Raw genomic sequence first — 16,904 nt, forward strand, 5'->3', positions numbered from 1 at the left:
TCAAAGAAATTACGACCAACCCCGAAAGATTGGCCGAGGACAACACAAAACAACATATTGTGATGTCGACACTAAAAATAGTGCCATTGGCATTGACTAAACAAAGCACACTGTTGAGTTCTCAAACATCGGACACACACCCCACCACCCCGGAACAACCCGGAGCCGCTCGGGGCGACCAGATCAACTTTACCCGGCCCCCCAGCCCCTGTCAAATCCGCCTCTCAGCGAACCACACGAACCGATCAACCAAGCCCCCGAACCATCCCTGACCCGAGGAGCTGCCAGCCCGACTTCCCGCGCCAGCAACTTGTATTACTTTACCGATCGATTTCCGCGGAGTCAAATCCGAAGAAATCCTCGGCTCGGTCAGAAACCTTCCGAAAACCCTTGCGGATTCCCTTCTGGAATTCCTTCCTCGCCACCGCGCCATATCATCGAGATAATCGATCATCTGCCGCAGCAACTCGTCCAACTTTAGAGATCAGCGACCTTGCAGTCAAATCCGCCAGCCGAAATCTCTCGCCCTGTTTCCTCGGGCTCGGGCCGGTGGGCCGTACGTGAGCACGACACACCAGTCCCAGCAGACGAAAAAGATAGGGACAACCGTCCGGGACGACCCTCCATTCGAAGGACCGGCTTCCCGCAAGGCCTCGAGAAGGTTACGTCGATGCTCCACGCGGGTCAAATCGGGACCGTCCGCGGCCCCCGCGGCGGATGCCTGGCCTTGCGCAAGGGGAACGTCCGTGCCGGACCTTGCGCAAGGGAAACGCTCAGCGCCGGGCCCTGCGCACGACGGACGTCGGCCCGTGCCGGGACGCGGTGCGAGCGCCTGAGGGACACGGCGGCCCCGACGCCACAGGTCCGGTGCCCGTTTCATGTCGGGCACCGGACCTGTGGGGGCGGCAGTGGACCTGGCGGCGCTGCGGAAGGGCCTCGGCGCATCCGTACTTGGAAACGGTCCGTACCTGGAAACGGTCCGTATATGCGGTCCGTACCTGGGTGCCTCCGTACTGGGGGCCTTCCGTACGGGACGGGGACACCGCGGAGACCCCAGAGAGGTCAGCGAGGCTCAGAGGCGGTGCAGCACGACCTCGACGCGCTGGAACTCCTTCACCTCGGTGTAGCCGGTGGTGGCGAGGGAGCGCTTGAGGGCACCCACGAGGTTCATCGTGCCGTCGGCGCTGTGCGACGGGCCCACCAGGATCTCCTGGAGGGAGCCGACGATCGGGAAGTGCGCCCGTTCGCCGCGCGGCAGCTCCTCGTGCCAGGCCTCGGCGCCCCAGTGGTAGCCATGACCCGGCGCCTCCGCGGCGGCGGCCAGCGGAGCGCCGACCATCACAGCATCCGCGCCGACCGCGATCGCCTTGGCGATGTCACCCGAACGTCCGACCGCGCCGTCGGCGATCACGTGGACGTAGCGCCCGCCGGACTCGTCGAGATAGTCACGCCGGGCCTCGGCCACGTCGGAGATCGCGGTGGCCATCGGGACCTCGATGCCGAGGACCCGACGGGTCGCGTGGGTCGCCGCACCGCCGAACCCCACCAGGACACCGGCCGCACCGGAGCGCATCAGGTGCAGGGCGCTCTGGTAGGTGGCGCAGCCGCCGACGATCACCGGGACGTCGAGCTCGTAGATGAACTTCTTCAGGTTGAGCGGTTCGCGTCGGCTGGAGACATGTTCGGCGGAGACCACGGTGCCGCGGATGACGAAGAAGTCGGGCCCGGAGGCGACCACGTCGGCGGCGAACTCGGCGGTGTTCTGCGGGGACAACGATCCGGCGACCGGGACGCCCGCGTCGCGCACCTCGGCCATCCGCTCCCGGATCAGTGCCGGCTTGATCGGTTCGGAGTAGATCTCCTGGAGCCGCCGGGTGGCCGCGGTCGGGTCCTCGATGCCGCCGAGCTCCTCCAGCAGCGGTCGCGGGTCGTCGTAGCGGGTCCAGATGCCCTCGAGATTGAGCACCCCGAGACCACCGAGCCGGCCCACCTCGATCGCGGTCTGCGGCGACATGATGGAGTCCATCGGCGCAGCGATGAGCGGGAAGTCGAAGCTCACCGCGTCGATCTTCCAGGTGAGGTCCACCTCCTCGATACCACGCGTACGCCGCTGGGGAACGATCGCGATGTCGTCCAGGGCGAACGCGGATTCGGCGCGCTTGCTCCGACCGATGTCGTACATGACTTCTCCTTCTCGGACCGGGGACGAGAAGACTCCCGGCGTGGACCGCGGACGAACCGGCCCGCGACGGCTGCGGACGTCAGGCCCGCGTGGTTGTCAGAACGTCACTTCTCGTGGGTCGAGTAGTTGGGGGCCTCGACGGTCATCTGGATGTCGTGCGGGTGCGACTCGCGCAGACCGGCGCTGGTGATCCGGACGAACCGGCCCTTGCTGTGCAGCTCGGGGATCGTACGGGCACCCGAGTAGAACATCGACTGGTGCAGGCCACCGATGAGCTGGTAGGCGACCGCGGCCAGCGGACCCTTGTAGGGCACCTGACCCTCGATGCCCTCGGGGATCAGCTTGTCGTCGGAGGCCACGTCGTTCTGGAAGTAGCGGTCCTTCGAGTAGGAAGCATCACGCCCGCGGGTCGCCATCGCGCCCAGCGAGCCCATGCCCCGGTAGGTCTTGAACTGCTTGCCGTTGACGAAGATCAGGTCACCGGGGGCCTCGGCACACCCGGCGAGCAGCGAGCCGAGCATCACCGTGTCCGCGCCGGCCACCAAGGCCTTGGCGATGTCGCCGGAATACTGCAGGCCGCCGTCGCCGATCACCGGCACCCCGGCCGGACGGGCGGCGCGAGCGGCGTCGTAGATCGCGGTGATCTGCGGAACGCCGACCCCGGAGACCACCCGGGTGGTGCAGATCGAGCCCGGGCCGACACCGACCTTGATGCCGTCGACGCCCGCCTCGACCAGGGCCTTGGCACCTGCGTACGTGGCGACGTTGCCGCCGATGATGTCGACGCCCTGGGTGCGCTTCTCCTTCTTGAGGCGCTTGATGATGTCGATCTCCGAGCGGGAGTGACCGTGGGCGGTGTCGACGACGATGACGTCGACACCCTCCTCGATCAGCGACATGCCCCGTTCCCACGCGTCGCCGAAGATACCGATGCCGGCGCCGACCCGGAGCCGGCCCGGCGGATCCTTCGTGGCGGGGGGGTACTGGTCGGACTTCACGACGTCCTTCAGGGTGATCAGCCCGGTGAGCCGACCGTCGGCGTCGACCAGCGGGAGCTTCTCGATCTTGTGCTTCGCCAGCAGGCCGAGGGCCTCGTCATTGGAGATCCCGACGTGGCCGGTGACCAGCGGCATCGTGGTCATCACCTCGGAGACCTTGCGGCTCGGGTCGGACTCGAAGCGCATGTCCCGGTTGGTGATGATGCCGACGAGCTTCATGTCACCCTCGACGACCGGCACGCCGGAGATGCGGAAGTGGGCGCAGATCTTGTCGACGTCCTTGAGCGTGGCGTCGGGGGCGATGGTGATCGGCTCGTCGACCATGCCGGCCTCGGAGCGCTTGACCTGGTCGACCATCGCCGCCTGGTCCGCCACGGACAGATTGCGGTGCAGAATGCCGATGCCGCCCTCCCGGGCCATCGCGACGGCCATCCGGGTCTCGGTGACGGTGTCCATCGCGGCACTGATCAGCGGAACCTTGAGCTCGATGTTCCTGGTCAGCCGCGACGCGGTGTCCACCTCGGAGGGGATCACGTCGGACTCATTGGGCTGGAGCAGCACGTCGTCGAACGTGAGACCGAGCACCCCGAACGGGCTGGGAACCTGTGATGTGACCAGATCGCCGAAATCCGACACTGTGAGCCTTTCGCTGGAGGTGGAGCGCGCCGCACGCCGGAACGGCGCCCCGCCCATGCTAACCCCCTGACCGGAGCCACCGGTCCCGTCGCCGATCCTGGGCCCCTCGTCCCTTCGTCGGCAGCTTCAGCCCTCCTCGGGCCGGTTCAGCTCTCCTCGGGCCGGTTCAGCTCTCCTCGGGGCGCGTCAGCTCTCCTCGGGGCGCGTCAGCTCCTAGAGGCCCCTCCGCTCTCCTCGGAACCTGCACCGGGGTGCTGGGCCGGGCGCTCGACGGTCGGGCCCCCGACCGCGGCGGCGAGCCGGTCCAGGAACGGCAGCTGGGACCGTACGATCCGCTCGCGCGCCTGCGCGAGGCCGAACCACTCGGCCCGGTCGGCCTCCGGGAACTCCTCGGTCCGTCCGCTCCGCGGTGGCCATTCGAGGGTGAAGGTGTTGCTGGCGCGGAACGCGAGCCCGGGGTCCGCCTCGACGGCGAAGGCCCGGATCTGCTTGGCGCCGCTGCGGACGGTGCCGAGGTCGAGCAGGTCGCCCTCGGGGGCCGACACCCCGACCTCCTCGGTGAACTCCCGGCGGGCGGCCGCCGCCGGCTCCTCGTCGGCGTCGTGGATGCCCTTGGGGACCGACCAGGCACCGGCCTCCTTGCGGGCCCAGAACGGACCGCCCATGTGGATCAGGAAGACGCGGAGCTCCGGGCCGGCAGGGTCTGCGCCCCGGTGACGGGTCCACGCCACCAGGCCCGCGCTGTGGGTGACCACGGTCAGTGCACCCCCCGCCTCAACGCTCCGGGGTGTCGCCGCCGGGGGCGTCACCGAAGCCCTCGTCGCGGAACGGGTCATCGGGCAGGCCGTCGAACGGATCGGCCGGCAGGTCGTGGAACGGGTCATCGGGCAGACCGGTCGGGGAGTCCTGCGTCGGGTCGTCGTCCAGGGAGGTGACGAACGCGGCGATGATGTCGTTGAACGCCCGCGGATCCTCCTGGTGCGGGCGTGGCCCGCCGGCGACGGGCCTGACGGTCGCGTTCGGCAGCCGCGCGGCCAGCTCGTCGGCGGCCTGCCGGGCGGCGGAGTCGTCGGCACAGAGGATCAGCACCGGGCAGCTGACCTGTTCGGGGGCATCGCCGAGGTCCAGGGTGGCGAGCATGTCCATCGCCGCGAGCAGCCTGTCCTTGTCGATGTTCTGGGCGGCCAGCCGGCCGCGTGGCATCAGCTTGAGGGCCGTACGCTGCCGCTTCAGGGCACGCCCACCGGGGGCCACCAGCGGGTTGACCAGCACCAGGCCACGGACCATCGCCGGACTGTCGGCCGCGCAGCGCAGCGCGACGGTGCCGCCCAGCCCCACTCCGACCATCACGACGGACTCCACCCCGTACTCCAGCGGAATCACGCTGAGGGCGTCGGCGGCGGCCTGGAGGTCGAAGACCTCCTTGTCGATCGGCTTCATGCCACGCAGCCACGGGGTGAGCGGGCGCCATCCCTCGGGCAGGGCACCGACCTGGTCCTGCCAGGTCAGCGGGGTGTCGGCCATGTCGTGCAGGAAGACCAGGATCTTCTCGGGGCGCGACGGCGCGGCCCCCTGCCGGTCGAACGGTGACGAGGACTGTGGCATGCCCCCTACTCTAGGGGCCCTACGCTGGGGGCCATGGATGCAGGCCTCTCCCCCGCCGGACGTTCCGCCCTTTCCAGTGCCGGCAGCCAGTTGGTCGGCAGCCTCGAGGCCTGTGCCGCCTCGTTGGCCCGGCTGGCGGAGGTGTCCAGGGGACAGCACGCCGCCGGCGCCGCCGTCGAGGAGATCGCCGCCGCGCTGGAGGTGACGGTCGAGTTCGCCGAGGCGCTGATCTCGGCGGACCGTACGCCCACCGTGCGCCTGCAGATCCCGTAGCCGCGATGCAGGGCCCGCGCCTCGTGCGCGGCGCCGACCCGCGGCCTCTGAGGCAGTGTGCACGGTGCCCTCCACGCTCGCGCCTCGTGCGCGGCGCCGACCCGTACGCCCCGGCACCAACCCGGCGGTCCGGCCGGTCGAGCCGGTGTGCCTGACCCGGACGCGCAGAACGGGGGCCCCGGATGGGGCCCCCGTTCTGTGTCGGGCGGTGTGGCCGGCGTCAGGCGCCGTACGTCACATCACCCGGAGTGATCACTCGGCCGCGTTGGCGTCCTCGGCCGGCTTCTCCACCACCAGGGTCTCGGTGGTGAGCAGCAGCGAGGCGATCGACGCGGCGTTGGTCAGCGCGGAACGCGTGACCTTGACCGGGTCGATGACGCCCTGGGCGATCAGGTCGCCGTACACCCCGGTGGCCGCGTTGTAGCCCTCGTTCGGGCCCAGCTCGGCGACCTTGGTCGTGATGACGTAGCCCTGCTCGCCACCGTTCTCGGCGATCCAGCGGAGCGGCTCGACGACCGAGCGGCGGATGATCTCCGCGCCGACCTTCTCGTCACCCTCCAGATCGATCTGGGCGAGCTTCTTGGCGGCGTGGATGAGGGCGGAGCCGCCACCGGCGACGATGCCCTCCTCGATCGCAGCGCGCGTCGCGGAGACGGCGTCCTCGATGCGGTGCTTGGTCTCCTTGAGCTCCACCTCGGTGGCGGCACCGACCTTGATCACGCACACGCCGCCGGCCAGCTTCGCGACCCGCTCCTGGAGCTTCTCGCGATCCCAGTCGGAATCGGTGTGCTGGATCTCGGCCTGCAGCTGGGCCACCCGGGCCTCGACCTCGGCGGCCTCGCCGCCACCGTCGACGATGGTGGTGTCGTCCTTGGTGACGACGACACGACGGGCGCGACCGAGCACGTCCAGGCCGACCTGGTCGAGCTTGAGGCCGACCTCGGGGGCGACGACCTGGCCGCCGGTGAGGATCGCCATGTCCTGCAGCATCGCCTTGCGACGATCACCGAACGCCGGGGCCTTGACGGCCACCGAGGTGAAGGTGCCACGGATCTTGTTCACGACCAGGGTCGACAGCGCCTCACCGTCGACGTCCTCGGCCACGATGAACAGGGTGCCGCCGGACCCGATGACCTTCTCCAGCAGCGGGAGCAGGTCGTTCATCGAGGAGATCTTGCCGGAGTGCAGGAGGATGTAGGGGTTCTCCAGCACGGCTTCCATGCGCTCGGTGTCGGTCACCATGTACGGGGACAGGTAGCCCTTGTCGAACTGCATGCCCTCGGTGAACTCGAGCTCGGTGCCGAAGGTCTGCGACTCGTCGACGGTGATGACGCCGTCCTTGCCGACCTTGTCGAACGCATCGGCGATCAGCGCGCCGATCTGCTCGTCGCGCGAGGAGATCGTGGCGACCGACGCCATGTCCTCGGTGGTCTCGATCTGGCGGGCCTGCTCGGCCAGCTGGTCGACGACGATGCTGACGGCCTTGTCGATGCCGCGCTTGAGCTCGATCGGGTTCGAGCCGGCCGCGACGGCGCGCAGGCCCTCGTGGACCATGGCCTGGGCCAGCACGGTCGCGGTGGTGGTGCCGTCACCGGCGACGTCGTTGGTCTTGGTGGCGACCTCCTTGGCGAGCTGGGCGCCGAGGTTCTCGTACGGATCCTCCAGCTCGACCTCACGGGCGACGGTCACGCCGTCGTTGGTGATGGTCGGGGCGCCCCACTTCTTGTCCAGGACGACGTAGCGGCCCTTGGGGCCGAGAGTCACCTTGACGGTGTTGGCGAGGATGTCGACACCGCGCTCGAGCGAGCGGCGGGCCTCCTCATCGAATTGCAACAGCTTTGCCATGTGCGCGCCTCCTCAGCGGGTCACTTGGAGACGACCGCGAGGATGTCGCGGGCGTTGAGGAGGAGCAGGTCCTTGCCGTTGTACTTGACCTCGGTGCCGCCGTACTTGGAGTAGATGACGGTGTCGCCCTCGGCGACGTCCATCGGGACGCGCTGGCCCTTGTCGTCGATACGGCCCGGGCCGATGGCCAGGACGACGCCCTCCTGCGGCTTCTCCTTGGCGGTGTCCGGAATCACCAGACCCGACGCGGTGGTGGTTTCGGCCTCCAGCGGCTGGACGAGGACGCGGTCCTCGAGCGGCTTGATCGTGACTGCCACGTCAAACCCCTTTCACATGTCTTGATGTTTCAGTGTCTGTCGAGTGGCAGGGGCGTCGTCGCGGGTGCCGTCCCTGGCCTTTGGCACACTCACGAGGAGAGTGCTAACCAGAACGTTAGTCGGGGGTTAGCACTCATGCAACCCGACTGCCAAGACCTCCCCGGGCCCGACCGCGACAGGGCGCAAGAGCCGCCGGCCCGACCGCGGCAGGGCCGGCGGGGTGCGGAGGGGCAGAAGGGAAGGGACAGAGGGGGCAGAAGGAAGGACGGGACGACCGCGGCAGGGCGGTGATCCGTAGCATGGGCGACATGGCAGCACCGTCGGCGGACACCTTCGACCACCTCGCGGCCGACTACGACGCCTGGTACGACCGCCATGCCCTTGAGTTCGCGGCCGAATTGGACGCCGTCCGGCCCCTGCTCGACGGGGTGGACGGTGCCGGGCTGGAGATCGGCGTCGGGACCGGGCGGTTCGCCGCCACGCTCGGCATCGGCTTCGGGCTGGATCCTGCTCCGCGGATGGCCGCGTACGCCCGGGACCGCGGGATCCGCACGGTGATCGGGGAGGCCGAGCGGCTGCCGTTCCGCGACGGGGTGTTCGGATACACCGCATTCATCACGTCGCTGTGCTTCGTCGCCGACCCGCTGCGGGCGTTGCGGGAGGCCCATCGGGTGACCGGATCCGGCGGGTCGATCGTGGTGGCCTATCTGGAGCCGGAGAGTGCCGCCGGGCGCCGGCTGCTGGCGGAGAAGGCGGACAGCCCCTACTACTCACGGGCGACGCTGCTGCCCGGACGCGAGGTGGAGCGCCTGCTGCGGGCGGCCGGCTACCTGCCGCAGGACGCCGCCCACCTGGAGCCGGTCGCGGGCGAGCCGACGGGCCCGGGTCAGCGGCCGGCCCGCTTGGTCCCGCGCCCCGGCCGGGACGGCGGACTGTTCTGTGTCATCGGGGCGCGGCGGCTCACGCCGGCACCGGACGATGGGACCATGACGGCATGACCTCTCCGCAGACCGGCCCGGAACGCCCAGATGACGCCCCATCCCGGTCCGACGACCTGCCATCGGGCTCCTCGGCCGCAGCCGACCGGGCGGACGTGACCGGCCGCCCGGTCGCGGACGTCCGGCCCGCGATGCCGGGTGGGCCGGGGGTCACCGGCGATCATCCGGCCGCCCCACCGGACAGGTACGACCAGCCGGGAACGGACTCGCCGGACTCCGGGACGCCGTGGTCCTCGGCCACGCCACGTCGGGCACCCGCGACCCAGCCGCCCGCACCGCAGCCGCCCGCGCCCCAGCCGACATCCGACCCGCCGGCTCCCTGGGTGACGTTCTCCGGACCGTCGGCACCGACGTACGGACCCGGAGCGCCGGGCGTACGGGAACCACCGGCGGCAGCCTCCGGCCGGCCGGCGTACGCCCAGCCGGTCCCCCCGGCACCGACGTACGACCGGCCACCGTACGCGGCGGCACCGTACGAGACATCGCCTTACGGGACGCCGACCTACGAGACGCCGTACGACACACCGACGTACGAGGAACCGTACGACACGCCGACGTACGACTCGTTCTATCGCACCATCTACGGTGAGGCCCCGACCTCGGACGATCCCGGCACCTCACCGGACCCAGGGGCCCGCGACCCCGAGCCGGCCACCGACTACCCACCGCCCGCCTACGCCCCGGGGAGCGCCTACCCGATGAGTGGGCCGGGCTATCCGGCGGTGGGACCGGGACACTCCGCTCCCGGCTACCCCTATCCGGCGGGGCCGATGGGTTACCCGGTGCCGACGTCCCCGCCGCGCGAGGTCGGCCTGGCCATGCTGCTGACCGCGGTCGGGTTCTTCGGAGTGGCCGGTCTGCAGTACTTCTACATCGGCAAGATCGGCAAGGGCGTGGGCTACCTGCTGACCGCCGGGTGGCTCGGCATCGGCACGATCGTCAGCCTCTTCACCATCGGCGACGAGACCGAACGGACCAACGACGAGCGTCGACGTGGGCTGCGCTGACCCGACACAGCCGCGGCCAGCTCAGCCCCCGGCTGACTGCCCCCGGGACCGCGCCGACACGTCGGGTGACCACTTCGGACGGAGCAACCGGCGCAGAGGATGCTGGTGACGTGCACTTCGTCGGTATCGACCTCGCCTGGGGCGAGCGCGCCCGTACCGGTCTCGCCGTCCTCGACGACACCGGGACGCTGGTCCATCTGTCCGCGGCCACCACCGACGACACGATCGCAGCCGCCCTGGCGCCGTACCTCGACGACGAATGCCTGGTGGCGATCGACGCTCCGCTGATCGTCACCAACGCCACCGGCAACCGGCCCTGCGAGGCGGCCCTCAACCGTGACTTCGCCCGTTTCGAAGCCGGCGCCCATCCTTCGAACACCGGCCGCCCCGAGCTGCACGACATCCCGCGCGGGGCACGCCTGGCCACCCGCTTCCACCTCGACATCGACCCGACCTCGCGGCGCACCCGCCGGGCCATCGAGGTCTACCCGCATCCGGCGCTGGTCGCCCTGTTCCGGCTCGGCCGCACGCTGAAGTACAAGCAGCGTCAGAACCGACCCTTCGAGGGGATGCGCGAGGAGATGCTGCGGCTGATCGGGCTGCTCGACAGCCTCGCCGACGCACCCCTGCCGCTGCACCTGGCCGGCTCCACCCCGTGGCAGGAACTCACCGAGGCGGTCCGGGCCGCCGACCGCAAGAGCGAACTGCGGACCGTCGAGGACCGGATCGACGCGGTGGTCTGCGCCTACGTGGCGCTGTACGCCCACCGCCGCCCGGACGACACCACGGTGTACGGCGACGCGGCCACCGGCTACATCGTCACCCCCGCCCTGCCCGCCGACCTCAGCCCCGAACCGCCCGCGTACGCGCCGGGGGCCGAGGACCCCGAACTGACCCGACTGGTGCGCGGGGCGGTCCGGAGCTACGCGGAACTCCAGCCGTACGCCCAGGAGGCGGCCCGCCGACTCACCGACTGGCTCACCGGCACCCTGGACGACGCCGGGGTCAACTACCTCGACATCACCGGGCGCGGAAAGAGCACCGCATCGTTCGCCGCGAAGGCGAACAAGTCGGCCGGCGGACATCCGCTCTACCCCGATCCGCTCAGGGACATCACCGACCAGATCGGTGCCCGGGTGATCACCTACGTCCGCAGCGACGTCGCCGTCGTCGCCGACCTGCTGGCCGAGCAGCTGACCGTCCTCGACGACCGTGACATGGGCCAGCTGACGGCCAGCGAGGGCCGGTTCGGCTACGTCAGCCGCCACCTCCAGATCGCCCTCGACCCGATCTGGCTGGGCGACCTGCCGGCGGACACCTTCCGGGTGCCGAGCGCCCAGGTGCAGATCCGTACGGTCCTCCAGCACGCCTGGGCCGAGTTCGAGCACGACATCCGCTACAAGGGCTCGGTGCCCGAGGAGCTGGCCCCGGACCTGAACCGCCGGTTCACCCTGGCCGCCGGCCTGCTGGAACTGGCCGACCGGGAGTTCGAGGTGATCCGGGAACGGCTGCGCGAGCGGATGCCGCCGCGGGCGCTGGAGGCCGACCCGAACGATCCGCGGATCCGCACCGAGGAACTGGCGGCCTTCCTCGCCGGCCAGTTCCCCGACTCCGGCTGGTCACGCACCGACCACTACACCTGGATCTCCGGGCTGCTGCTGGAACTGGGCGTCGACTCGCTGCACAAGCTGGCCGGCCTGCTGTCCTCGGTCGACTCCGCGGCGATCACCGCGCGGATGGGCTACCAGCACCCGCCGGGCGCGGTCCGGCGCCTCGACGACGCCCTGCTGGCGTTGTACGGCGCGACGTACCTGGGGCTGGCGGGCAACGCCCACCGGGTGGAACTGCTCAAGGCCCGGCTGGACAAGCTGCAACAGGGCGACGGGAGCGGTCAGGGTCACTGAGCCCGGCCGCCGACGACGTTCGGGCTCAGTCGCCCTGTTCCGGGGGAGGCCGCTGCGCGGGTCCGGGGCGCCGGTGTCTGACCTCAGGCGCCGAGCGTGTCCTGCGGTCAGGCGCCGACGATGTTCTGCCCGCAGACCCGGATCACCTGGCCGTTCACCCCGCTGGAGGCCGGATCGGCCAGATAGACGATCGTCTCGGCCACGTCGATCGGCCGGCCACCCTGGTGCAGGCTGTTCGTCCGGCGGAAGATCTCCTTCTGCACGGTGGGGATGGCCGCGGTCATGTCGGTCTCGATGAAGCCGGGGGCGACGGCGTTGACGGTCAGCGGACGGTCCGCGTACGCCTCCTGCAGGGCCGCCACCAGGCCGATCACGCCGGCCTTGCTGGTGCCGTAGTTGGTCTGGCCCCGGTTGCCCGCGATGCCGCTGGTCGAGGAGCTGGCGACGATGTGGACGTCCTCGGCGAAGCCGCCGGGCAGCGTCGGGTCGAGCAGCACCTCGTTCATCCGCAGCTGGGCGGCCAGGTTGACGTCGAGCACCTGCGCCCAGCGCTTCTCGTCCATGTTGGCCAGCAGCCGGTCGCGGGTGATGCCGGCGTTGTGCGCGATCGCCTGGATCCGGGCGTCGTCGCCGTAGCGTTCCGCCACGTGCGCGGCGATCCGCCGACCCGCGTCCGGGGTGGTGATGTCGAGCTGCAGCGCGGTCCCGTGCACCTCGTTGGCGACCGCCCCCAGCGCCTCCCCGGCGGGCGGCACGTCGACGACCACCACCGTCGCCCCGGCCCGATGGAACGTCCGGGCGATGGCGGCACCGATCCCCCGGGCAGCACCGGTGACGACCACGATCCGCGGGCCGGCGTCGGCGACGCTCCGTCCGGCGTCCCCGGCGGTCCCGGTGGACCGGGCCGTACGCCGCGGGCCGACCTCCCAGGACTGCCCGCTGACGAAGGCGGACCGTCCCGACAGCAGGAAGTCGAGGGTCGAGGTGAGGTCCTCGGGGCCGGCGCCGGCGGCGAGCCGGACCAGGTTCGCGGTCGCACCACCGCGCAGTTCCTTGGCGACGGACCGCACCAGGCCCTCCAGGCCCCGGGCGACCGCCCTGGCCTCGAGCCCGTCGACATCCACGGCCCGCGGTCCGACCAGGACGACCCGGCCGCTCTTCGCCAGGGCCCGGACGGCGGGACGCAGCACGGCGCGGACGCCCTCGAGGGCGGTGATGGTCCGCAGCCCGCTGAGGTCGAGGACGACACCGCCGAGGTCCGTGTCGTACGCGGGGGGCCGCGGCTTGCCGTCCGGACCGGCGCTCCGGGCGGCCGGGTCGTCGCGCAGCGGGTCGACGGTGGCGATGCCCAGCGCGGCGAGGGCGGCACCGGTCGTGGTGGTGGACGTGGTGGTGCCGCTGGTGACGACGCCGCTCGTGCTGGTGCCGCCGGCCGGTGCGGTCGGGTCGGCCGGCGTGCTCCCACCGGCCCGGTCGCCGAGCACGGCGTACGCGATCGGGCCGGTCGGCCGGCCGGGGCCCCGGTGCAGCTCCGGCCCCTCGGGAAAGCCGAGCTGTCGGGTGAGCGCATGGCCGACGGGCGACCCCAGCAGGGCCTCGAGCAGCGCGTCGACCGTCCGGGGCTTCGCGGATGCGGGCATCAGATCGCCTCCAGGATCGCGGCGACCCCTTGGCCGCCGGCGGCACAGATCGAGATCAGCCCCCGGGCACCGGGCCCACAGGCGGCGAGCAGTTTCGCCAGGGTCGCCACGATCCGACCGCCGGTCGCGGCGAACGGGTGACCGGCGGCGAGGGAGGACCCGTTCACGTTGAGCCGGTCCGGGTCGATGCTGCCCAACGCCCCGGGCAGGCCCAGGGTGTCGCGGCAGTAGTCCTCGTTCTCCCAGGCGGCCAGCGTGGTGAGCACCGTCGAGGCGAAGGCCTCGTGGATCTCGTACAGGTCGAGGTCCTGCAGCGCCATCCCGTTGCGCGCCAGCAGTCGGGGCACGGCGCGGGCCGGGGCCATCAGCAGGCCCTCGCCGCCGGAGACGAAGTCGACCGACGCCACCTCGGCGTCGACGATCCGGGCGAGGACGGGCAGGTGCCGGGCGCGGGCCCAGCCCTCCTCGGCGAGCAGCACCACGGCGGCGCCGTCGTTGAGGGGGGAGGAGTTGCCCGCGGTCATCGTCGCGCCGGGACCCGCACCGAAGACGATCGGCAGCCCGGCCAGCTTCTCCAGGGTGCTGTCGGGGCGCAGCGACTCGTCCCGGACGACACCCCGATGCGCGGTGACGAGATCGTCGAAGAAGCCGGCGTCCCAGGCGGCGGCCAGCTTGCGGTGGCTGCCCAGTGCGTACTCGTCCTGCGCTGCCCGGGTGATGCCCCAGGTGGCCGTGGTCAGTGCCTGGCTGTCCCCCATCGACAGCCCGGTGCGGGGCTCGGCCACCTGGGGGGCGATCGGCGCCAGGTCCCGCGGCCGCAGCTCGGCGAGGGCGGCCAGCTTCGCCTGGGTCGTCCGCGCGGCGGAGAACCGCAGCAGCGCCCGCTGCAGGCGCGGGCCGACCTCGAGCGGGGTGTCGCTGATGCTGTCGGCACCGCCGGCGATCCCGGCGTCGATCTGGCCCAGGCGGATCTTGTTGCTGATGTAGACGGTGGCCTCCAGGCCCGTGCCACAGGCCTGCTGCAGGTCGACGGCCGGGGTGTCATGGGCCAGCGCCGAGCCGAGGACGGCCTCGCGGGTGAGGTTGAGCAGGGTGCCGTGCTTGAGCACCGCACCCGCGGCGACCTCCCCGAGGCGTACGCCCGCCAGGCCGAAGCGGGCGATGAGGCCGTCGAGGGCCGCGATGAGCAGATCCTGCGTCGAGTCGGGGGCGTACGATCCGCGGGCCTTCGCGAAGGGGAGCCGGTTGCCCCCCACCACCACCGCGGTGCGTTCGGACGACCCCTGCCCTGCGTGCTCCGACACCATCGTCTGACCTCCCCCAGGAGACCTGTGTCCGGCCTGGTCGGCGTGACACCGTTCACATATTCTAGTGGGAAGCCATCGCCCCGGGGCGGGATCCGGCGCAGGATCGGGCGCCACCCCGCAGCACGGGGCGCGGACGGAACGTCCCCGGAGCCGACATGTCATCCATCCTTCGTCCCGAGGACCTCCGTCCCGAGGAACCGGCATCCCCCACGACCGCCGCCCCGCCGCCGCTCGGCGAGGCGCTGGTCGAGGCGCTGGACGGCCCCTTCCATGCGCTGCGCGCCCGGCTGCGCCGTGAGGTGCTGACCGCCGACCTGGTCCGCGACCCGACGCTCGACATCGCGGCCGCCCGGGAGTGGACGACCCGGCAGGCGCAGCGGTTCGCGGACGGCGGCTATGCCAGCATCGGCTACCCGCGCCAGTACGGCGGCAGTGGGGACGCCACCGAGCTGCCGGTCGCGTACGGCATGCTCGGGTACGCGGACCTGTCGTTCGACGTCAAGGTGGGCGTGCAGTTCGGGTTGTTCGCCGGCTCGATCCTCACCCTCGGGGGCCAGTGGCACCGCGAGACCTACCTGCGTGACGCGCTGACGATGCGGCTGCCCGGGGCGTTCGCGATGACGGAGTCGGGGCACGGCAGCGACGTCCAGCACCTCGCCACCACCATCACCTACCTGCCCGACGCCGAGGAGTTCGAGGTCGACTCCCCCACCGTGGCGGCGACGAAGGTCTACATCGGCAACGCCGCCTGCGACGCGCGGATGGCGGTCGTCTTCGGCCGGCTGATCACCGGCGGGACCGACCACGGTGTGCACGCGATCCTGGTGCCGCTGCGCGACGCGACGGGCACCCCGCTGCCGGGCGTGACGATCGGCGACCAGGGCCACAAGGGCGGCCTGCTGGGGGTGGACAACGGCACCATCAGCTTCGACCACGTCCGGGTCCGCCGCCGGCTGCTCCTCGACCGGTTCGGCGGGGTGGACACGTACGGCGCCTATCACTCCCCGATCCGCAGCCAGAACGCGCGCTTCTTCACCATGGTCGGCGCGCTGGTCCGCGGCCGGATCAGCGTCGGCGGGTCGGCGGCCGCGGCCGGACGCCGGGCGATCGCCCTGGCCGCCCGCTACGCCCTGCGGCGCCGACAGTTCCCCGCCCCGAGCGGCGAGGGGGACGTCCTGCTGCTGGACTACCTCACCCACCAGCGACGGCTGCTGCCGCGGATCGCCGAGGCGTACGCGTACGGCTTCGCCCATAACCAGCTACTGCAGCAACTGCACCGCTGGGACGACCTGGAGTCACCCGACGTACGCGTCGAGCGGGAACTCGAGACCCGGGCGGCCGCGCTCAAGGTGGCCCAGACCCGGTGGGCGGTCGACACCGTGCAGGCGATGCGGGAGGCCTGCGGCGGGGCCGGCTACCTGACCGAGAACCTGCTGACCCAGATCCGCCAGGACGTCGACGTGTTCACCACCTTCGAGGGCGACAACACGGTGCTGCAGCAGCTGGTCGCCAAGGAACTGCTCGTGGACTACCGGGACGCCTGGGGCGATCTCGACCTGCTGGGGATGGCCCGCGCGACGGCGCGCAGCCTGGGTGAGGCGGTGCTGGAGCGGACCGCGGCCCAGCCGCTGATCTCCCGGATGGTCGCCCGCGCGCAGCTGCGCGACGAGGACGGCCTGCCGCTGGAGCGCGGCTGGCAGGTGGTGATGTTCGAGGACCGGGAGCGCCACGTCCTGGAGTCGCTGGCCCATCGCGCCCGGGAGGCGGCCCGGGCCCGGCCGGAGGATGCCTTCGCCGCGCTGAACGCGCTGGCGCCGCACATGCTCGCGGCGTCGCGGACGCACACCGACCGGGTGGTGCTGGAGGCGTTCATCGCCGGGATCGACGACACCCAGGACGGGCGCGCGGCCCTGCTGCTGGATCGGCTCTGCGACCTGTGGGTGATGTCGACCCTCGAGGCGGACCGCGGCTGGTTCCTGGAACACCACCGCCTCACCCCGACCCGGAGCAAGGAGATCTCCGCCCGGATCGACGCGCTCTGCGGGGAGCTGCGGCCGTACGTGGCCGACCTGGTCGACGGCTTCGGGATCCCCGAGGTGCTGCTGGACGCGCCGATGCTGCACTGAGTGGCGGCCGCACTCGGCCGAGGCTGTCCTCGACCCGGGCTGTCCTCGACCCGGGCTGTCCTGGGC

The 16,904-nt window shown here is 71.2% G+C and carries 14 protein-coding genes; 6 read left to right on the plus strand and 8 right to left on the minus strand.

Translation table 11 applies throughout. The annotated features are described in order from the left end of the window. Positions 1–272 (plus strand): hypothetical protein (locus tag VB059_RS01500; RefSeq protein ID WP_323420253.1); only part of this gene is annotated, 272 nt, incomplete at its 5' end. An 800-nt stretch (positions 273–1,072) separates the two neighbouring features. Here the strand turns inward: VB059_RS01500 and VB059_RS01505 are convergent. The 4 genes from VB059_RS01505 to VB059_RS01520 form a co-directional block, all read right to left on the minus strand. Beyond that, positions 1,073–2,182, minus strand: a complete 1,110-nt coding sequence (locus VB059_RS01505) for a GuaB3 family IMP dehydrogenase-related protein (RefSeq protein WP_323420254.1) — start codon at positions 2,180–2,182, stop codon at positions 1,073–1,075. A 104-nt stretch (positions 2,183–2,286) separates the two neighbouring features. Next, positions 2,287–3,798, minus strand: coding sequence for an IMP dehydrogenase (gene guaB / locus VB059_RS01510; RefSeq protein ID WP_416339472.1), 1,512 nt, complete (start codon positions 3,796–3,798; stop codon positions 2,287–2,289). A 224-nt stretch (positions 3,799–4,022) separates the two neighbouring features. Further along, entirely contained in the window at positions 4,023–4,571 is a 549-nt protein-coding gene (locus VB059_RS01515) for an NUDIX domain-containing protein (protein ID WP_323420256.1), read from the minus strand. Positions 4,572–4,590: 19 nt separating this feature from the next. Then, on the minus strand, positions 4,591–5,421 hold the full coding sequence (locus VB059_RS01520; RefSeq protein ID WP_323420257.1) for an alpha/beta hydrolase: 831 nt from the start codon (positions 5,419–5,421) through the stop codon (positions 4,591–4,593). A gap of 33 nt (positions 5,422–5,454) precedes the next feature. On the opposite strand from VB059_RS01520, the gene VB059_RS01525 reads away from it, so the two are divergent. Further along, positions 5,455–5,694, plus strand: a complete 240-nt coding sequence (locus tag VB059_RS01525; protein ID WP_323420258.1) for a hypothetical protein — start codon at positions 5,455–5,457, stop codon at positions 5,692–5,694. Between the two features lie 252 nt (positions 5,695–5,946). On the opposite strand, the gene groL is transcribed toward VB059_RS01525, so the two are convergent. Further along, complete coding sequence (groL, locus tag VB059_RS01530; protein ID WP_323420259.1) at positions 5,947–7,539, minus strand: chaperonin GroEL; 1,593 nt, start codon at positions 7,537–7,539, stop codon at positions 5,947–5,949. Between the two features lie 20 nt (positions 7,540–7,559). Then, positions 7,560–7,856: a co-chaperone GroES gene (gene groES / locus VB059_RS01535; protein ID WP_323420260.1), complete on the minus strand. Its 297-nt coding sequence runs from the start codon at positions 7,854–7,856 to the stop codon at positions 7,560–7,562. Between the two features lie 308 nt (positions 7,857–8,164). Between groES and VB059_RS01540 the strand changes: the two genes are divergently transcribed. The 3 genes from VB059_RS01540 (at position 8,165) to VB059_RS01550 (ending at position 11,765) form a co-directional block, all read left to right on the plus strand. Further along, a complete protein-coding gene (locus tag VB059_RS01540) occupies positions 8,165–8,854 on the plus strand; it encodes a class I SAM-dependent methyltransferase (RefSeq protein WP_323420261.1) in 690 nt (229 codons plus the stop codon). Positions 8,855–9,177: 323 nt separating this feature from the next. Next, complete coding sequence (locus VB059_RS01545; protein WP_323420262.1) at positions 9,178–9,861, plus strand: TM2 domain-containing protein; 684 nt, start codon at positions 9,178–9,180, stop codon at positions 9,859–9,861. 110 nt (positions 9,862–9,971) lie between these two features. Then, on the plus strand, positions 9,972–11,765 hold the full coding sequence (locus tag VB059_RS01550; protein ID WP_323420263.1) for a DUF429 domain-containing protein: 1,794 nt from the start codon (positions 9,972–9,974) through the stop codon (positions 11,763–11,765). Positions 11,766–11,872: 107 nt separating this feature from the next. Here the strand turns inward: VB059_RS01550 and VB059_RS01555 are convergent, their stop codons facing one another. Further along, positions 11,873–13,405, minus strand: coding sequence for a 3-oxoacyl-ACP reductase (locus VB059_RS01555; RefSeq protein ID WP_323420264.1), 1,533 nt, complete (start codon positions 13,403–13,405; stop codon positions 11,873–11,875). After that, positions 13,405–14,712: an acetyl-CoA C-acetyltransferase gene (locus VB059_RS01560; protein WP_416339471.1), complete on the minus strand. Its 1,308-nt coding sequence runs from the start codon at positions 14,710–14,712 to the stop codon at positions 13,405–13,407. The genes VB059_RS01555 and VB059_RS01560 overlap by 1 nt, the downstream gene beginning before the upstream one ends. Positions 14,713–14,867: 155 nt before the next feature. Between VB059_RS01560 and VB059_RS01565 the strand changes: the two genes are divergently transcribed. Further along, positions 14,868–16,838: an acyl-CoA dehydrogenase gene (locus VB059_RS01565; protein WP_323420266.1), complete on the plus strand. Its 1,971-nt coding sequence runs from the start codon at positions 14,868–14,870 to the stop codon at positions 16,836–16,838. The last annotated feature ends 66 nt before the right edge of the window (positions 16,839–16,904 follow it).

Origin of the sequence: Raineyella sp. (genome assembly GCF_034933565.1) — a bacterium.
Lineage (GTDB): Bacteria > Actinomycetota > Actinomycetes > Propionibacteriales > Propionibacteriaceae > Raineyella.

Coding starts and splice junctions, on each gene's coding strand:
- VB059_RS01505 (WP_323420254.1), bottom strand. CDS start 2,182: ATGTACGACATCGGTCGGAGCAAGCGCGCCGAATCCGCGTTCGCCCTG.
- VB059_RS01520 (WP_323420257.1), bottom strand. CDS start 5,421: ATGCCACAGTCCTCGTCACCGTTCGACCGGCAGGGGGCCGCGCCGTCG.
- VB059_RS01525 (WP_323420258.1), top strand. CDS start 5,455: ATGGATGCAGGCCTCTCCCCCGCCGGACGTTCCGCCCTTTCCAGTGCC.
- groL (WP_323420259.1), bottom strand. CDS start 7,539: ATGGCAAAGCTGTTGCAATTCGATGAGGAGGCCCGCCGCTCGCTCGAG.
- VB059_RS01540 (WP_323420261.1), top strand. CDS start 8,165: ATGGCAGCACCGTCGGCGGACACCTTCGACCACCTCGCGGCCGACTAC.
- VB059_RS01555 (WP_323420264.1), bottom strand. CDS start 13,405: ATGCCCGCATCCGCGAAGCCCCGGACGGTCGACGCGCTGCTCGAGGCC.
- VB059_RS01560 (WP_416339471.1), bottom strand. CDS start 14,712: ATGGTGTCGGAGCACGCAGGGCAGGGGTCGTCCGAACGCACCGCGGTG.
- VB059_RS01565 (WP_323420266.1), top strand. CDS start 14,868: ATGTCATCCATCCTTCGTCCCGAGGACCTCCGTCCCGAGGAACCGGCA.